Origin of the sequence: Acidaminococcus sp., from assembly GCA_022482815.1 — a bacterium.
Taxonomy (GTDB): Bacteria; Bacillota; Negativicutes; order Acidaminococcales; family Acidaminococcaceae; genus Acidaminococcus.
The window spans coordinates 850397-866337 of sequence record JAKVOM010000001.1; the positions used below are offsets into that span (position 1 = coordinate 850397).

Consider the following 15941-nt stretch of genomic DNA (forward strand, 5'->3'; position numbering starts at 1 on the left):
AGCCGTGTACATCGAGAGGTGTAAGCACGGTTTGGGGAGAGGCTTGTGCAAACCGACATTGGAAACAATGCACGGCGGCACTTGCCTACTCTACATGAAATATACGCCTATCTCCATCTCACCGGAACAGGCGCAGTTTTTGGAGACAAGGAAGTTCCAGATCAATGAGATCGCACGTATCTTCCGCATCCCGCCTCACATGATCGGCGACCTTGAGAAATCGAGCTTCTCAAATATCGAGCAACAGTCGCTGGAATTCGTAAAATACACGCTCGACCCGTGGGTATGCCGCTGGGAACAGTCCATGCAGAGAGCCCTGCTCTCTCTGGATGAAAAGAAGGAATACTTCTTTAAGTTCAATGTGGACGGGCTTCTCAGAGGCGACTACCAGAGCCGCATGAACGGTTATGCGGTCGGACGTCAGAATGGCTGGATGTCCGCTAACGATATTAGGGAGCTTGAAAACCTCGACCGTATTCCGGAGGAGGAAGGCGGCGACCTGTACCTGATCAATGGCAATATGACCAAGCTCAAGGACGCAGGCATTTTTGCGGTCTCGGCACAGACGCAGGAGGAAGCTGATGAAACGAAGGAAACACAAACCGAACCGGAACCCGAAGACGGGCGCACCCGGTTCAGAAAGAAGGAGGCACTATGACCAGAAAGTTTTGGAACTGGGTGCGAAACGAGGAGCCGGACAGTTTTGGCTCCGACCGAACACTCTACCTCGACGGGGAAATTTCCGATGAGACATGGTTCGGCGACGAAGTAACACCCAAGCTATTTAGTGATGAACTGCATGCAGGCGATGGAAACATCACCCTCTGGATCAACTCTCCGGGCGGTGATGTTTTTGCTGCTGCGCAGATCTACAACATGCTGATGGATTACCCGCATGATGTGACGGTCAAGATTGACGCTCTTGCTGCTTCGGCGGCATCTGTTATTGCTATGGCCGGAACAAAGGTCTGCATGAGCCCCGTGGCCATGATGATGGTACACAACCCTGCGACCATCGCCATCGGTGATACCGAGGAAATGCAGAAAGCCATCGACATGTTAAACGAAGTCAAGGAATCCATTATGAATGCCTACGAAATCAAGTCCGGGCTTTCCCGCCACAAGATTTCACAGCTCATGGATGCTGAGACATGGATGAACGCCAAGGAGGCCGTGAAGCTCGGCTTTGCTGACGAGATTCTGTTCAGGGATGGTGAGAAATCTGTCCCGGAGGATACGGCTGACGCGGAGATGCTTTTCTCCCGCAAGGCTGTCACTGATTCGCTGCTTTCCCGACTGATTCCTAAGAAGAAGCCGGAAGCAAATAAACACATGGTACCAGTAACCGATCTTGAGAAGCGCCTTTCGCTTCTCGCACATTAAAGGAGGAATTTTACTATGACTCAGATTATGGAACTCATGGACAAGAGAGCGAAGGCATGGGAGGCCGCTAAGGCGTTTCTTAATAGCCACTCTCAGAACGGCGGCATGGTTTCTGCGGAGGATGCCGCAACCTACGACAAGATGGAAAAGGAAGTCACCGACCTCACCAAGGATATCGAGCGCCTGCAGCGTCAGGAGCAGATCGACAAGATGATGAGTGCACCGACTTCTACTCCGCTCACCGGAAAGCCCGGTGTAAAGGATGAACCGGAGGATAAGCCCGGCAGAGCTTCTGCAGCCTACAAGAAGGCCTTCTGGGACAACATCCGTCATCCCGGCAATCCTGCAATCCGCGATGTACTTGAGGAAGGAACCGATGCAAACGGCGGATACCTTGTTCCGATTGAATTCGAGCACACCCTTGTTCAGGCGCTTAATGAAAACAACATCATGCGTACTATCGGCTGCAAGGTCATTACCACACAGAACGAACGCAAGATCCCTGTGGCAAATGGCCACACGCAGGCGGCGTGGACTGCCGAGAACGGTGCCTACACCGAGAGCAATCCGACCTTCGCTCAGACCAGCATTGACGCTTTCAAGCTGACTGACCTCATCAAGGTGTCCGACGAGCTGCTTTCCGACAGCTTCTTTGATATTGAGGGCTACATCTCTGAGGAATTCGGTCGCGCCTTCGGTGAAGCTGAAGAGGATGCCTTCATCAACGGTGCTGTGCAGACCGGCCAGACGGCTATCGACAGACCTACTGGCCTGTTCATCCCTTCTGCCGCTGGTGGTGCTCCTTCCGGCGTTACCGCAGCTTCCGCTACGGCAATTACCGCCGATGAGCTGATCAGCCTTGTGTACTCTCTCAAGGCTCCTTATCGCAGCAAGGCGAAGTTCCTCATGAACGATGCCACTGTCGCAGCTATCAGAAAGCTCAAGGATCTGAACGGCGTCTATGTATGGCAGCCTGCACTTACTGCCGGAGAGCCCGACAGACTGCTTGGCTATCCGCTCTACACCTCTCCGAAGGTACCTACAATGGCCGCAGGCGCAAGAGCCATCGCATTCGGCGACTTCTCCTGCTACTGGATCGCTGATAGAGCCGGTCGCACGATCAAGCGTCTCAACGAGCTTTACGCTACCAACGGTCAGGTCGGCTTTACCTGCACGGAGCGTGTTGATGGCAAGCTGATCCTTTCCGAAGGCATCAAGATTCTCGACATGAAGGCAACTTCCGGTTCTTAAGACAGGGAGGTGAACGACCGTGGCTTTGATTTCAACTGAAGATGCGAAGGCCTATCTGCGCGTAGATTCGTCGGATGAGGATGCCACGGTCGGTATCCTCTTGGCCTCCGCAATTCGCTTATGTATTGATATTGCAAGACTTACGGATAATCAGTGGGAAGTGATCGACTCCGATGCCGCTTCTTCTGATGAATATACCGAGGCGGAGCTGTCTGCAATCCGTGAAACCATGAAGGTCGCTATCCTCTATACCTGTGCCTATCTCTTTGAGCATAGGGAGGAAGCCGACCACCATGCTCTTACCATGACACTGCGCTCTCTTCTTTTTGCAATACGGGAAGGAGCGTTTTCATGAATATAGCAGCTATGAGGGTGCGAGTCACCTTCCAGAAAAATACGGTCATCGTCGACAAATACGGAAACCACAAAACCGGCTGGGCGGATTATTTTTCCTGCTGGGCGACTGTCGGCACGAGCTCCGGTTCCGAATCTTCCGGTGTAGTCATCAATCCGGAGGAATCGCTGGACTTCACCTGCCGCTACTGCTCTGAGCTTGCGGATGTGGAATCGACAAAATACCGGATCATCGCGGAAGGCCGCACCTACAACATCACCTATGTGAATCCGATGGGCTATAAGCATAACAGCCTGAAATTCAACTGCAAGCTGGAGAAGAACGCATGAGTAGAAATGTATCAATAAGCGAGATGGGCGACGCCATTATGGAGGAACTCGAAAAATATTCAAAGCTCGCTACAGATGACCTGAAGGCTGCAGTGAAAGAGACTGCCGCTTCCGTCCGCAAGGATATTCAGACTGGCGCTCCGGTCGATACCGGCAAATACAAGAAAAGCTGGTCGGTCAAGAATATGCATGAGGATTCACAGAGCATTGGCCTCGTGGTGCATTCGAAAAACCGCTATCAGCTGGCACACCTTCTGGAGCACGGGCATGTGAAACGTGGCGGCGGACGTGTTCCGGCGCAGCCTCATATCGCCACAGCCGAGGAGCGCGGAAACGAAAAGCTCGTCAATACCATCAAGCAGAAACTGGGAGGTGGATCATGACATACGACGATGTAATCACCATGTTAGAGGAAGCCGGTCTGCCGCTTGCCTACGACCACTTTGCCGAAGGCGAGTCACCAGACCCGCCCTTCCTCGTTTTTCTATATCCGGGCTCTGACAATATGTTCGCGGATGACACGGTGTTCAAGAAAATTGATGAGCTGAACATCGAATTATACACGGACGTAAAAGACCCGGAAACAGAAACCCAGATCGAGGACATCTTAATCGCCCACGACCTGCCTTATGAGAAATCTGAGGTATGGATCGAGTCGGAGAAGCTGTACGAGGTCTTATATCAAACACAGATCATAGGAGGTTAAAAACTATGCCTAACACGAGTAACAAGGTCAAGTTCGGCCTTAAAAACTGCCACTACGCCATTGCTACGCTTGCCGCTGACGGCACTGTCACCTTTGGTACACCCGTAGCAATGCCCGGTGCCGTATCCCTTTCGCTGGATGCTGAGGGAGATAATGATCCATTCTATGCGGACGACTCCGTATATTACATGGTTTCAAACAACAACGGCTATTCCGGCGACTTTGAACTGGCGCTGATTCCGGAGAGCTTTCTCACGGACGTCATGCACGAGACCGAAGATGCCAACGGTGTCATTGTGGAGAACAAGGACGTGGAGCCGGAGCATTTTGCTCTGCTTTTCGAGTTCTCCGGCGATCAGAGAAAGATCCGTCACTGCATGTATTACTGCAGCGCGACCCGCCCTTCCGTCACCGGCAGCACCAAGGAGGACTCTACTGAGGTGCAGACAGAGACGCTCTCCATTACGGCTTCTCCGCTCCCTTCCGGCATTGTGAAGGTCAAAACCGGCACGAACACTACAAGCACTGTTTACGACGCATGGTACAACGCTGTATATGAGCCGAGTGCTTCGGTAAGCAACGGTGACGACGGTGAGTAAGGAGGCGCAATATGGCTGTAACAAAAACAATCGAGGTTGACGGCAAGGAGGTACAATTCCGCGCCTCTGCCGCCATTCCTCGCCTATACAGAAACAAGTTCCACAGGGACATATACAAGGATTTAAACGAGCTACAGAAAGGCATCGATGAAAACGATGCAGAAAGCTCCAATCTGGACACTTTCAGTCTGGAACTTTTTGAGAACATCGCATGGCTGATGGCAAAGCATCAGAATCCTGATGTCCCGGATACTCCGGAGGACTGGCTCGACCAGTTCAACACCTTCTCCATCTATGAAATCCTGCCCCAGATCATCGAACTGTGGGGACTGAATGTGGAACAGCAGGTGGAATCTAAAAAAAACATCATCCGACAGAGCGGGAAATGACAACCCCGCTCTTTTTACTCCGGTGTGTGCAGATCGGGCTTTCCATCTCGGAGCTCGACCTGCTCACTATCGGGACTGTCAATGACATGTATGCAGAAATGAGCAACGACGATTTCAACTATCCTGCGCTCGCGACACAGGAGCAGATGGATCGATTTTAACAGGAAGGAGGTCATCGCATGGCTGACAGAATAAAAGGCATAACCGTGGAAATCGGCGGCGATACGACCGGCCTTTCCAAAGCCCTATCCGGTGTAAACAAGGAAATCAAATCAACACAGTCGCAGCTGAAGGATGTCAACAAGCTCCTGAAGCTCGACCCGACAAATACCACGCTGCTCGAACAGAAACAGAAGCTCCTACAACAGGCAGTCTCCGAAACGAAGGAAAAGCTCACACAGCTGAAGTCCGTGCAAGACCAGATGGATGCTGGACTAAAAAACGGTACCGTCACCCAGCAGCAATATGATGCATGGCAGCGTGAGATCATAGAGACAGAAAACGAGCTCAGAAGCCTCGAACAGCAGTGTAAAAATACTGATACTTCAATCACCGCGACACTCAAGGCAACCGGCACCAAGCTGCAAGAGGTCGGCGGGAAAATATCTGATGTCGGTACAAGTCTCTCGACACATGTCACGGCTCCCATAGTCGCCATCGGCGCTGCCTCCATTGCTGCCTTTAACGAGGTGGACGCTGGCCTCGACATCGTTGCACAGAAAACGGGCGCTACCGGCGATGAGCTGGAGGACATGTGCCAGATCGTAAAAGACCTCGCCACAGAGATACCGACGGACTTCGAAACTGCCGGTGCTGCTGTCGGCGAGGTCAACACCCGTTTCGGCCTGACCGGGCAGGCGCTGGATGACCTCTCGGCAAAATTCATCAAGTTTGCCCAGCTCAATGATACCGATGTTTCGACATCTATCGACAATGTATCCTCCGTCATGAACGCCTTCGGCATGGACGCTTCCGAGGCAGATAATCTTCTGGATGCCTTAAATGCTACCGGTCAGGCCACCGGCATTGATATGGATACACTGGCAAACGCCCTCTCCTCCAATGCCGCGCAGCTAAAGGAAATGGGACTCACCGCCCAGCAGGCTGCTGGCTTTATGGGCATGGTGGAAATGTCCGGCCTTGATACCTCTGCCGCTATGATGGGCTTAAAGACCGCCATGAAAAATGCAACGGCAGACGGCAAAACGCTGGATCAGGTGCTTGCGGAATTCTCTACTACTATGCAGGGAAGCGGCAGCGATGCAGAAAAGCTGCAGGCGGCCTATGACCTCTTCGGAAGTAAGGCCGGTGCCTCCATTTATAATGCCGTGCAGACCGGAAAGCTCAACCTGTCGGATTTCTCCGGCTTCCTCGGAGATTTTGAAGGCAGTGTCGAAAATACCTTCAATGAGACACTCGACCCGATTGACCAGTTTCAGATGACCATGAACTCTCTGAAGGAAACCGGTGCGGAGGTCGGCAACTCCCTGATGTCAGTTCTCGCTCCTGTCCTTAAAGAGCTCTCTGACAAGCTGAAATCCCTCGCCGAATGGTGGAACAACCTCGGAGAGCCTATGCAGCAGATGATCGTAAAAATTGCGCTCGTGGCTGCTGCAATCGGGCCGGTACTTGTAATCGTCGGCAAAGTTATATCCGCTGTTGGTACGATTATGACAATTATTCCTACTGTTACCACTGCTATGGCTGGAGTAAAGACGGCGATGGCAGGCCTGAATGCCGTCATGGCGGCAAATCCGATAGGCCTGATTATTACAGCCATTGGCCTGCTGGTAGCTGCATTTATCTACCTGTGGAACAACTGCGAGGGCTTCAGAGAATTCTGGATCAACCTCTGGGAGAAGGTTAAAGAAATCGCCATTACTGTATGGACGGCGATCAAGGACTTCTTCGTCAGTATCTGGGAGGCAATAAAGAACACCTTCACCACCGTGGTAAATGCAATCAGCAGTTTTCTTACCACAGCATGGAACACGATAAAGAGCACGGTCGAAACCGTGATGAATGCCATAAAGACTGTTATCTCTACGATCTGGAATGGCATCAAGAGCTTTTTTGAAACCATATTCAATGTAATCAAAACTGTGGTGACCACCTATTTCAATATCTACAAGACGATCATCGAAACCGTCCTGAATGTGATAAAGACCGTGGTTACTACTGTTTGGAATGCGATAAAAACAGCTGTTGAAACTGTCGTGAATGCCATAAAAACGGTCATCACCACCGCATGGAATGCCATAAAGACTACGACCTCTACGATTTTCAATGCCGTAAAGAGCGTGGTCACCTCCGTTTGGAATGGCATAAAGAGCGCGGTCATGAATGTAGTTAATACCATGAAGTCCGGCATCAGCAATGGCTTCAATGCGATCAAGAGCACGGTGTCCAATATCATAAACGGGATCAAAAATACGATCTCCAATGTGTTCAATACGATCTGGAGCACGGTATCCGGCATCGTAAACAAGCTAAAGAGCGTGTTCAACTTCAGCTGGAGCCTGCCGAAGATCAAGCTGCCGCACTTCTCCATCACAGGCAGCTTTTCGCTGAACCCGCCATCCATACCGCACTTTTCTGTGGACTGGTATAAGAAGGCGATGTCCGGCGGCATGATCTTAAAGGATGCGACCATCTTCGGCCAGAGCGGCGGCACTCTTCTTGGCGGCGGTGAAGCTGGTGATGAAGCTGTGGTCGGTGTAAGCTCGCTGCGCTCCATGATTCAGGATGCAGTAAGCAGCGCTACCCTCAGCGTTTCAGGAGATCAGCCTCTCATCAATATCGAGGAAATGAGTGTCAGAAGCGATGATGATATCCGGAAGATTTCTCAGCAGCTCAATACTCTGCTGACTGCCGGACGCAGGGCGAAAGGACTGGTGTAATATGGGATTTTCATTTAACGGAACAACCTCCCAGTCTATGGGACTTGCGACAAGGATTACAAACGAATACCGTATGCCGGAGCTTAGAAACAACACGATTACCATGCCCGGACGGCACGGCGTATTTGATTTCGGAGAAACGGTATCCGAGCGGAAGATACTGATTTCCTGCTTCATTCCTCCGGGAAGTACAGACGAACAGTTTCTTTCAAAGAAGGACGATATTATCGAATGACTGAATCCGGACAACGGCCTCTGCCAGCTCATTCTGGATAAGGAACCGGGACGAGTGTATGAAGCAAGGCTTACGTCCGGATTCTCCTTTGACCGGGCAGTCCGCAATTCCTGCACCTTCGATCTGGAATTTTTCTGCCCAGACCCTTATGGCTATGCCATATCAGATGAGACTTTTGATTTTGCGGAAAACGGAACCTTTACCGCTTCACGCGCTCTTGGGAATATCGAGTCCTACCCGGTCTACTCCTTAAAGGGTGTAATTCCTTCCGGGACGGACTCATATATCTCCATAACTACAAACGGCAGCGAGCTTCAGATCATTGGACGGCTTGCCGCCGGAGAAACATTGATTATTGACTCCGACCTTATGACAGCAAAAGTAGTTGACTCTAATGGAGAAACCCTCCGAAACGGTCTCCCGCTTCTGTCGGAGCTGAATTTCCCGGTCTTAAATACGGGAGATAACGCCATCGTGATCGCTGCGGTTGGTACAAATACTACATTTACGGAACTGAACATTCAAGCCAGAAGCCGCTGGAGGTGATATTGCATGGCTCTTAAAAATATATTGAATACCCAAGATGCCTTCACCGGCGAGTTCCCGGCTGCATGGGCTCCAGACGGTCTCTGGCGCTTTAACGAGTCCGAACCGGATGCAAATGATTATCTGGCGGATTCCTCCGGGAAGGATCGCAAGGCATATATTCATAACTGGAGCGGCACCACCGCAGATATGAAAACAGGCAATTTCGGTCGCTATTTTCAGATGAACATCAATAATCCTTCATCGGAGAAAACCTACCTGAAGGTAGAAAACGACGGCAGCATCTTTTCAAGCCTCGGTGAAACCATCGTGGTCGGCGGCTGGATGAAGCCTACGACATATTCAGTCGGCAACACCTATACTCCGATCCTGAATACCCGCTATGGTTCCGGACAGCCGATTTTCTATTTGTCGCTGATCAGAGGAAAACCGAGGATTATGCTGTATAACTCCTCCGGTTCTCTGATCCTCGATACATCGGTAACGCCATCATTTTCTCTGCTTAACGGCTACTGGTATTTTATTGCCTGCGTGATTAAGCCAAATGCCAAGACAGCGCAGTTTATCCTTGGCGATAAAAGCTCTGGCACAGTTTGGCAGTCAAGTGTGCTGACCTTTACCGGAGAGCTGAATCGTAGCTGTGTGGCAGACCTCATCTGGGGAATGCACGCGGACTCCTACTGGTATGCAGGCGGCTTTGATGACTGGTTCCTCGACTGCGATTCTGACCTTACAGCTGACGATCTTGCTGAATATTTTCTTGAATCGCTCTCTGCAAACGGCGCAAATCTAACCGGTGATGTGGACGCTCTAACGACACCGGATGTCGTTACGCTTCGAGCTGCAGACTCTGTATATCCGTCAAGTGGACAGCTCATTACCGCAGCAAGGGACTGTGGCGTGACTGGCAACGGCAGAGTTTCTGTGAAGGCAGATTACTCTCCGGGAGAGACCTCTATCTCGCTTGTGGAAACAGCCACCACAGATGACCTCTCCACTTGGACAGAGTGGCAGGCTGTCGGTGCAAACGGCGAGCTGGAATCTCCTGCAAGGAAATACATCAAATACCGCGTCACGCTTTCCACCACAAATACAGCAAGGACGCCTACACTGATATCCATCAGTCTGTACGATAATCCAAAGCCGCTCTATACCAAACTTGGTTATGCAAGACCGGTCATTCTGGACTCGGATGGGAATGTGGAAGCTGTGCTGGATAACGCCTATGACATCATCGTGACCAGTGAGATCAACGGTGTGGATGAGCTGGAATTTAAGCTGCCGTTTCAGGACAGCAAACGCACCTATATCGATAACGAAAAGACCGTGCGTATTGTCAGCGACACCTATCGCATCCGCACGATTACGGACGACAAGGAAGAAAACGGCAAGGCCATCACCACGGTCTATGCTGAGGCGGCATTCTATGATCTTGCCTACTCTGTAAAAAAGGACGAGATTACCTTTAATGCAGACACGGCTGATGTGCCGATGGCTTATGCCCTGCAGGGTACCGACTGGGATGTGGGCACGGTTAATGTCTCCACAAAGCGTACTTGGACTTGTTCTGAGAAAAACGCGCTGGCGATCCTGCGAGCAGTGCAGAATATTCACGGCGGTGACCTGATTTTCGATAACGCAAACAAGATCGTGAAGCTCCTGACCTTTTCTGGTGAGGATTCCGGCGTGCTGTTCTGCTATAAGAAAAATATGAAATCCATCCAGCGCGTCATTGATACAACCAGCCTGATTACAAGGCTTTACGCCTACGGCAAGGACGGCATGACCTTTGCTTCGATCAACGGCGGCAACGAGTATGTGCAGGACACGACCTATACCTCCGAAATACGAATTGCTACGCTGGATTGCTCGAACTTCACCAATCCATATCAGATGCTGGAATATACCAACATGCGACTTGCGGACTATGCCTCTCCGCGTATCTCCTATGTGCTAAAGGCGATGGATCTGTCGGTGTTAACCGGCTATGAACATGAAACATGGGAGCTGGGCGATACGGTCATGGTGAAGGATGACGACCTGAACCTGTCTGTAAAGACCAGAATCGTCCGCAGGGAATACAACCTGCAGGAGCCTTGGAATACCGTATTGGAGCTTTCCACCACGCTCCGGGAGCTGGGCGATTCCTCCTCACGCTGGGATAGCGCAGCCGATACTCTCGAGTCTACCGATCTGATAGACAGTCAGGAAATGAAGGATCTGGTGCCGTTTAATCACCTGCGTAATTCCAGAGCAGATTCCGGCCTTACCTACTGGCAAAACTCCGGATTTGCCGTGGATGCAGATAATGGCGTATCCGGCATGGCTTCCTTCAAATGTGAGGGCGCTCTGAATACCACAAAGAGTCTTTCACAGACCATAACACCCGCTAACCGACAATGCTATACCTTCTCAGCGCAGATTGCCTCCGAGAATCTCTCAAAAGGCACGAATGGACAGGTGGGCATCGAGGTTACCTTCGAATACGAAGATGGCACAACGGAAACACGATTTATAGACCTGATCTGAAGGAGGGATTTCTATGGCTTCATTTACACACGTGGCACAGGATATCTCTCCTCAGTATGGACGTGTCACGAAGATCACCATCCGGGTATGCGTGACAGACTGCACCGGTACGGTCTATATCACAGATATGCTCTTGCAGGGCGGCTCTATCGCGACCGGCTGGGTAGGACATGTATCAGAAATTCAATGGACGGAGGACGGATAAATGCCGGAGTTTACACGCTTTTCAGAGACAATTACAAAAAAGCAGGATAAGCGCATCGTAAACATTACGGTAAAGCCCACTGTCACAGATTGCACCGGTTCGGTCTGGTTTACCGACCTGATGCTGCAGGAAGGTGATAAAGTCACAGGCTTTGTCATCAATACCGAAACGCTTCTGGGAAAATATGATGGCGATGATGCTACAGACGGAAAGAGGTTTTATAACGGTATCGTCCGCTCCGCTGCAACCTGTGTCATCTTCAATCTCGGTTCCACCGCTGCCGGTCTTGATTACAAGGTCTATCCAATTCAGGCAATGGCTGCCGGGAGTATATCGCTTGCACTGGGTGAAGGTGCCCATAAGGCTACTTTCAACGCAGCGGCTGCTGCCGGTGATGAGTTTGACCTTTTTGCTTCTACGAGGAAGTGCCTGAAAAACGGTGCTGCAACAGCCAAGGACGGCTTTTTCCAATACTCTGCCGCCGGTGACAGCAAGCACCCTATTACTGTGGCAGATAAAAAATCGGCTCGAATCTACGTGGAATTTCAGGAAATGCAGGATGGAGGTGATGCCCAGTGAGCTATGATTATTTAAAAGGCCGCAAGTGCATGGTCTGGACATTCATGGGCAATTCCAGAATGTATCAGGCACTTGCCGCATATGGAGACCGCCTCTCACAGGTAGGTCTCTTTTCTTTTAAGGTATCGCGCACCGGTATCATCACAGAAAGCGGCGTGGCCATTTCCAATATGATGACCTACATCAACCGATGGCCGCACATTAAATGGCTGCTGACGATATCCAATGATGGCACAAACAGTATCTTTGCAGCGCTCCGCGATAACACCGACGGTGCTCAGGATACTTTCCTTTCGGAGATCGTTCGCATTATGGAAAAATACCCGTGGTGCGACGGCATCGACATTGACCTTGAGAAAGGCGACGGATATTCCACGCACGCTGCCTCTACGTCGATGTTTCGGAATATCTATAACACAGTAAAAGGCTATGATAACAGCAAACTCATGAACATCTGCCTGCCGGGTATGAATTCCATCAACGGCTCGGTCGGCGGCGAGAACTGGTGCGTTTACGGCGACCTCAACGCTTACTGTGATACGGCGGCCATCATGAGCTATGGCATGGCGTGGGCAGGCTCTGCTCCCGGTGCTGTCTCTCCAAGGGACTGGCTGGAGGGCATTTACGACTATGCGGTCACGGTCATGAATCCGGAGAAGATATTCTTCGGACTTCCCGCATACGGCTGGAACTGGCAGATTTATGATCTTCCCGCAAATCTCGGTAAAACCTATCGCGGCACATCAAATACCTACTACGCGGCAAAGAACTGGATGACCGGGCAGTACAACTTCACGGACGATGCCCCACCGCAGCCCTTCATCCCGATCCTCGCATATTGGGATGATTATGATATGGTGCCTTGGGCGCTTCCGCAAGTCTACGACTTCATGGAAGGCAGAGATGCCACAAGCTATGAGTATCCTCTGATGAACGGAACCTATAACAGGCGGCATTACCTGACGGCTTACAGCAAAGAGCAACACACAGAGTTCGGCACCATTTATGTGGATGCGGATGGAACGACAAGCTCCTACTCCGGCATTGTATCCTTTGAAAACGGCGTGGCCACTCTCGGTGATGCTGGCTCTGCCACATATACCTTTTCCGTTTCAAGCGCCGGAACCTACGACATTGCCATCCGGCTCTGCTATCCCTTCTGGGATAAAAACGGCATTTATGTTTCGATTGACGGTAATCGGATGCATTTTACGGAAAGCAGGCTCTGGTGGCCATATTGGAGAAGCACCTTCTGGACGACGCTCGCCAGCAACATTTCACTATCTGCCGGAACGCACACCATCGTGATATCCGTAGATGTAAAAGGCGTACAGTTTTACGGCTACCGTGTTTGCAGCAGCTTTTCGGAGGCTCCCTCTGCGGGCACTGCGACCTTTACGCTCTCTCCACGCCACTTTATCGACGTGGACGGCAACGAGTGTCAGCCGGACAGAGCTTTCAAGCTCACCTGCGAAATGCTGAGGCGAAAGCCGGACTCTGCCCTTATCTGGTATGAGGATTTTCGGGACTACGGTGTGCTGCAAACAAACTACTGGACGACCCTTTCAGGCTCTTGGACGGTATGGCGCGAAGATGAATATTCCGAAAGCCGCGTCTACTCCCAGCTTGACGGCTCCGGAAAGCTCGCATGGCGATACGACGGCTTTTCCGATATTCACCTGCGGGCAAGGCTGGCCTTCCCTGCGACAGGAAGTGGCAAGGCCGGAGTATTCTGCGGTGATCTGTTCTGCTGCCTGAATTACAACACACAGGCCGTTGAATTATATAACGGCAGCACGCTACTTGGAAGCTATAGCCAGACCATAGAGCGGACGGCAAATGCCGACCTTCGTACCAATCCATCCATGTACACAGTCGAGATGCGTATCCGTGGAAACAAGGTGCGTGTCTATTCCGGATCTTCCTATACGCTGCGCTTCACAGCTACAGTCAGCGGCTTTTCCGGAGGCTATGCCGGATACCGGTCAGATAACCGGACGGTCTGCGAACTTCTCCGCCTTGGCGACGCATGGACTTACGAGCCCTACGAGCGCTTTGATGTTACCTTCCCGGACGGCACAGTTACGCAGTATGGAAGGATCAGCCGGTCGAATACCACATGGGATACGGAATTTCAGGTGTTTACGTTGACCTCAGATATCGAGGAGGATGCGACACGCAGCGAGAGCATTTCTCTGGATTATGAGTTCTACCACTCCCATGAGCTTGCCCTGACCTGTGGGAACGATTATACGGTGACCATCACACCAAAGGACATCGACATCTGGATAGCAAGGCTCTTTCTCGGTGACGCAGACGGCTTTTCCATCCTCTACTATCAGGATATGGACTCGCTCGTTTACTGGGCAAATGAAGCAGCCTACCGCTGGGGAGTGAGAGGCTTTGCCATGTGGTCGCTGGGACAGGAGGATATGCGGCTCTGGGAAGCGCTGCCGAAACAGATATAACTTCATACACGGATACAGTTCACGAGGCTGTCTGCAAAATGCAGGCGGCTTTTATTTTGCACAAAGGAGGGATTTTTTCATGAAAGAATTCTGGAACACGATTCAACTGGTATTTGCCGCTGTCGGAGGCTGGCTTGGCTATTTCCTTGGCGGCTGTGACGGGCTCTTGATTGCACTTGTGATCTTCGTGGTCTGCGACTACCTTACCGGCATCATGTGTGCCATCGCAGACAAAAAGCTCTCAAGCGAGGTCGGCTTTAAGGGAATCTGCCGCAAGGTGCTGATCTTCCTACTGGTAGGCATCGGAAACGTCATTGATGTTCAGGTACTTGGACATCCGGGAGTGCTTCGAACAGCGATCATCTTCTTCTACCTGTCCAATGAAGGCCTGTCACTGACGGAGAACGCAGCACATCTCGGCCTGCCGGTACCGGAGAAATTAAAGGAGGTCTTGGAGCAGCTCCACGACCGTCACGATGAGGAGGAAAAATAATATGACGAGAAAAGGAATCGACGTCAGTCATTGGCAGGGAACCATTGACTGGAATAAGGTCAAAAAGGCCGGTATCGAGTTTGCCATCATCAAAGCTGGCGGCTCCGATGCCGGTTTTTATACGGACAGCAAATGGGAAGCAAATTACAAAGGTGCGAAGGCTGCCGGTATCCCGATCGGCGCTTATTACTTTGTCGGAAAGGACTGCGTGACTGCTGCCGCCGGAAAAGCAGATGCCGAGCGCTTCCTGCAAATCCTGAAGGGCAAGCAGCTGGAATACCCGGTCTACATGGATAACGAAGCGCAGCCTGCCTCTGCCAAGGCCGGAATCACTGAGGCCACCATTGCTTTCTGTGAGACGATGGAGAATGCCGGATACTTTGTCGGGATCTACGGCTCCGCTGTTTCCGGGTTCAAGGAGCGCATGGATGACACGAAACTCACGCCATACGCTCACTGGGTAGCGCAGTATGCGAGCAAATGCTCCTATAAGGGCGACTACGGCATCTGGCAGTATTCTTCCAAGGGCTCTGTTGACGGCATCAGTGGTAATGTGGATATGGATTACGCCTATGTGGATTATCCTGCCATCATCCGGAACGGCGGCTTCAACGGCTTTACAAAGTCTGCGTCCGATGACAGCAAGCCTGCCACTTCTGCTCCGGTCACTCCGGCAAAGACCGTAGATGAGCTGGCGCAAGAGGTGCTGGACGGCAAATGGGGAAACGGAACCGACCGCAAAGAACGCCTCACCGCTGCCGGGTATGATTATTCTGCCATGCAGGCAAAGGTCAATGCTCTGGTGAAAAAGCAGGAATCTACTCCTGTCTACTACACCGTAAAAAGCGGTGATACCCTCTCCGGAATTGCTAAGAAATACAGCACCACGGTTTCGGCGATCCAGAAGCTCAACCCGACGCTCATCAAAAACGTCAACCTTATTCTGACCGGCTGGAAGATCAGAGTGAAATAAC

General features: G+C 51.4%; 19 protein-coding genes. All 19 read left to right on the forward strand.

All coding sequences use genetic code 11. The features are described 5' to 3' along the window. Positions 1-43 precede the first annotated feature (43 nt). The 19 genes from LKE33_03770 to LKE33_03860 all read left to right on the forward strand — a co-directional run bounded on the left by LKE33_03770 (position 44) and on the right by LKE33_03860 (position 15940). Positions 44-658 carry a phage portal protein gene (locus LKE33_03770; GenBank protein MCH3950043.1) on the forward strand — a complete coding sequence of 205 codons (615 nt, stop codon included), beginning with the start codon at positions 44-46 and terminating at the stop codon, positions 656-658. Further along, positions 655-1383: a Clp protease ClpP gene (locus tag LKE33_03775; protein ID MCH3950044.1), complete on the forward strand. Its 729-nt coding sequence runs from the start codon at positions 655-657 to the stop codon at positions 1381-1383. The genes LKE33_03770 and LKE33_03775 overlap by 4 nt, the downstream gene beginning before the upstream one ends. A 15-nt stretch (positions 1384-1398) precedes the next feature. Next, positions 1399-2634 (forward strand): phage major capsid protein, encoded by a 1236-nt coding sequence (locus LKE33_03780; protein ID MCH3950045.1) that lies wholly within the window; start codon positions 1399-1401, stop codon positions 2632-2634. A gap of 19 nt (positions 2635-2653) precedes the next feature. Next, complete coding sequence (locus LKE33_03785) at positions 2654-2989, forward strand: head-tail connector protein (GenBank protein MCH3950046.1); 336 nt, start codon at positions 2654-2656, stop codon at positions 2987-2989. Further along, positions 2986-3318 carry a phage head closure protein gene (locus tag LKE33_03790; protein MCH3950047.1) on the forward strand — a complete coding sequence of 111 codons (333 nt, stop codon included), beginning with the start codon at positions 2986-2988 and terminating at the stop codon, positions 3316-3318. The genes LKE33_03785 and LKE33_03790 overlap by 4 nt, the downstream gene beginning before the upstream one ends. Next, the gene (locus LKE33_03795; GenBank protein MCH3950048.1) at positions 3315-3701 is read left to right on the forward strand and encodes an HK97 gp10 family phage protein; all 387 of its coding nucleotides are present in this window, start codon (positions 3315-3317) and stop codon (positions 3699-3701) included. Before LKE33_03790 ends, LKE33_03795 begins: the two co-directional genes overlap by 4 nt. After that, positions 3698-4024: a hypothetical protein gene (locus LKE33_03800; GenBank protein MCH3950049.1), complete on the forward strand. Its 327-nt coding sequence runs from the start codon at positions 3698-3700 to the stop codon at positions 4022-4024. Before LKE33_03795 ends, LKE33_03800 begins: the two co-directional genes overlap by 4 nt. 5 nt (positions 4025-4029) lie before the next feature. Next, positions 4030-4623: a phage tail protein gene (locus LKE33_03805; protein ID MCH3950050.1), complete on the forward strand. Its 594-nt coding sequence runs from the start codon at positions 4030-4032 to the stop codon at positions 4621-4623. Positions 4624-4634: 11 nt separating this feature from the next. Further along, a complete protein-coding gene (locus LKE33_03810; protein ID MCH3950051.1) occupies positions 4635-5012 on the forward strand; it encodes a hypothetical protein in 378 nt (125 codons plus the stop codon). Further along, entirely contained in the window at positions 5009-5173 is a 165-nt protein-coding gene (locus tag LKE33_03815; GenBank protein ID MCH3950052.1) for a hypothetical protein, read from the forward strand. The genes LKE33_03810 and LKE33_03815 overlap by 4 nt, the downstream gene beginning before the upstream one ends. Before the next feature lie 18 nt (positions 5174-5191). Next, positions 5192-7912, forward strand: coding sequence for a phage tail tape measure protein (locus LKE33_03820; GenBank protein ID MCH3950053.1), 2721 nt, complete (start codon positions 5192-5194; stop codon positions 7910-7912). A 1-nt stretch (position 7913) separates the two neighbouring features. After that, on the forward strand, positions 7914-8147 hold the full coding sequence (locus LKE33_03825; protein MCH3950054.1) for a phage tail family protein: 234 nt from the start codon (positions 7914-7916) through the stop codon (positions 8145-8147). A gap of 54 nt (positions 8148-8201) precedes the next feature. Next, positions 8202-8693, forward strand: coding sequence for a phage tail family protein (locus LKE33_03830; protein MCH3950055.1), 492 nt, complete (start codon positions 8202-8204; stop codon positions 8691-8693). Between the two features lie 6 nt (positions 8694-8699). Beyond that, complete coding sequence (locus LKE33_03835) at positions 8700-11222, forward strand: phage tail protein (GenBank protein MCH3950056.1); 2523 nt, start codon at positions 8700-8702, stop codon at positions 11220-11222. A gap of 13 nt (positions 11223-11235) precedes the next feature. Continuing rightward, positions 11236-11427 (forward strand): hypothetical protein, encoded by a 192-nt coding sequence (locus LKE33_03840; GenBank protein ID MCH3950057.1) that lies wholly within the window; start codon positions 11236-11238, stop codon positions 11425-11427. Continuing rightward, positions 11428-12006 (forward strand): hypothetical protein, encoded by a 579-nt coding sequence (locus LKE33_03845; protein ID MCH3950058.1) that lies wholly within the window; start codon positions 11428-11430, stop codon positions 12004-12006. It abuts the gene before it with no gap. Continuing rightward, a complete protein-coding gene (locus LKE33_03850; protein ID MCH3950059.1) occupies positions 12003-14474 on the forward strand; it encodes a glycosyl hydrolase family 18 protein in 2472 nt (823 codons plus the stop codon). The genes LKE33_03845 and LKE33_03850 overlap by 4 nt, the downstream gene beginning before the upstream one ends. Positions 14475-14553: 79 nt before the next feature. Then, positions 14554-14967: a phage holin family protein gene (locus LKE33_03855; GenBank protein ID MCH3950060.1), complete on the forward strand. Its 414-nt coding sequence runs from the start codon at positions 14554-14556 to the stop codon at positions 14965-14967. 1 nt (position 14968) lies between these two features. Next, positions 14969-15940, forward strand: a complete 972-nt coding sequence (locus LKE33_03860) for a LysM peptidoglycan-binding domain-containing protein (GenBank protein MCH3950061.1) — start codon at positions 14969-14971, stop codon at positions 15938-15940. Position 15941 lies beyond the last annotated feature (1 nt).

Excerpts from the sequence above, each read along its gene's own strand:
- LKE33_03775 (MCH3950044.1), top strand. The coding sequence starts at position 655 with ATGACCAGAAAGTTTTGGAACTGGGTGCGAAACGAGGAGCCGGACAGT.
- LKE33_03780 (MCH3950045.1), top strand. The coding sequence starts at position 1,399 with ATGACTCAGATTATGGAACTCATGGACAAGAGAGCGAAGGCATGGGAG.
- LKE33_03795 (MCH3950048.1), top strand. The coding sequence starts at position 3,315 with ATGAGTAGAAATGTATCAATAAGCGAGATGGGCGACGCCATTATGGAG.
- LKE33_03800 (MCH3950049.1), top strand. The coding sequence starts at position 3,698 with ATGACATACGACGATGTAATCACCATGTTAGAGGAAGCCGGTCTGCCG.
- LKE33_03805 (MCH3950050.1), top strand. The coding sequence starts at position 4,030 with ATGCCTAACACGAGTAACAAGGTCAAGTTCGGCCTTAAAAACTGCCAC.
- LKE33_03815 (MCH3950052.1), top strand. The coding sequence starts at position 5,009 with ATGACAACCCCGCTCTTTTTACTCCGGTGTGTGCAGATCGGGCTTTCC.
- LKE33_03840 (MCH3950057.1), top strand. The coding sequence starts at position 11,236 with ATGGCTTCATTTACACACGTGGCACAGGATATCTCTCCTCAGTATGGA.
- LKE33_03820 (MCH3950053.1), top strand. The coding sequence starts at position 5,192 with ATGGCTGACAGAATAAAAGGCATAACCGTGGAAATCGGCGGCGATACG.
- LKE33_03855 (MCH3950060.1), top strand. The coding sequence starts at position 14,554 with ATGAAAGAATTCTGGAACACGATTCAACTGGTATTTGCCGCTGTCGGA.
- LKE33_03860 (MCH3950061.1), top strand. The coding sequence starts at position 14,969 with ATGACGAGAAAAGGAATCGACGTCAGTCATTGGCAGGGAACCATTGAC.
- LKE33_03835 (MCH3950056.1), top strand. The coding sequence starts at position 8,700 with ATGGCTCTTAAAAATATATTGAATACCCAAGATGCCTTCACCGGCGAG.
- LKE33_03845 (MCH3950058.1), top strand. The coding sequence starts at position 11,428 with ATGCCGGAGTTTACACGCTTTTCAGAGACAATTACAAAAAAGCAGGAT.
- LKE33_03790 (MCH3950047.1), top strand. The coding sequence starts at position 2,986 with ATGAATATAGCAGCTATGAGGGTGCGAGTCACCTTCCAGAAAAATACG.
- LKE33_03810 (MCH3950051.1), top strand. The coding sequence starts at position 4,635 with ATGGCTGTAACAAAAACAATCGAGGTTGACGGCAAGGAGGTACAATTC.
- LKE33_03825 (MCH3950054.1), top strand. The coding sequence starts at position 7,914 with ATGGGATTTTCATTTAACGGAACAACCTCCCAGTCTATGGGACTTGCG.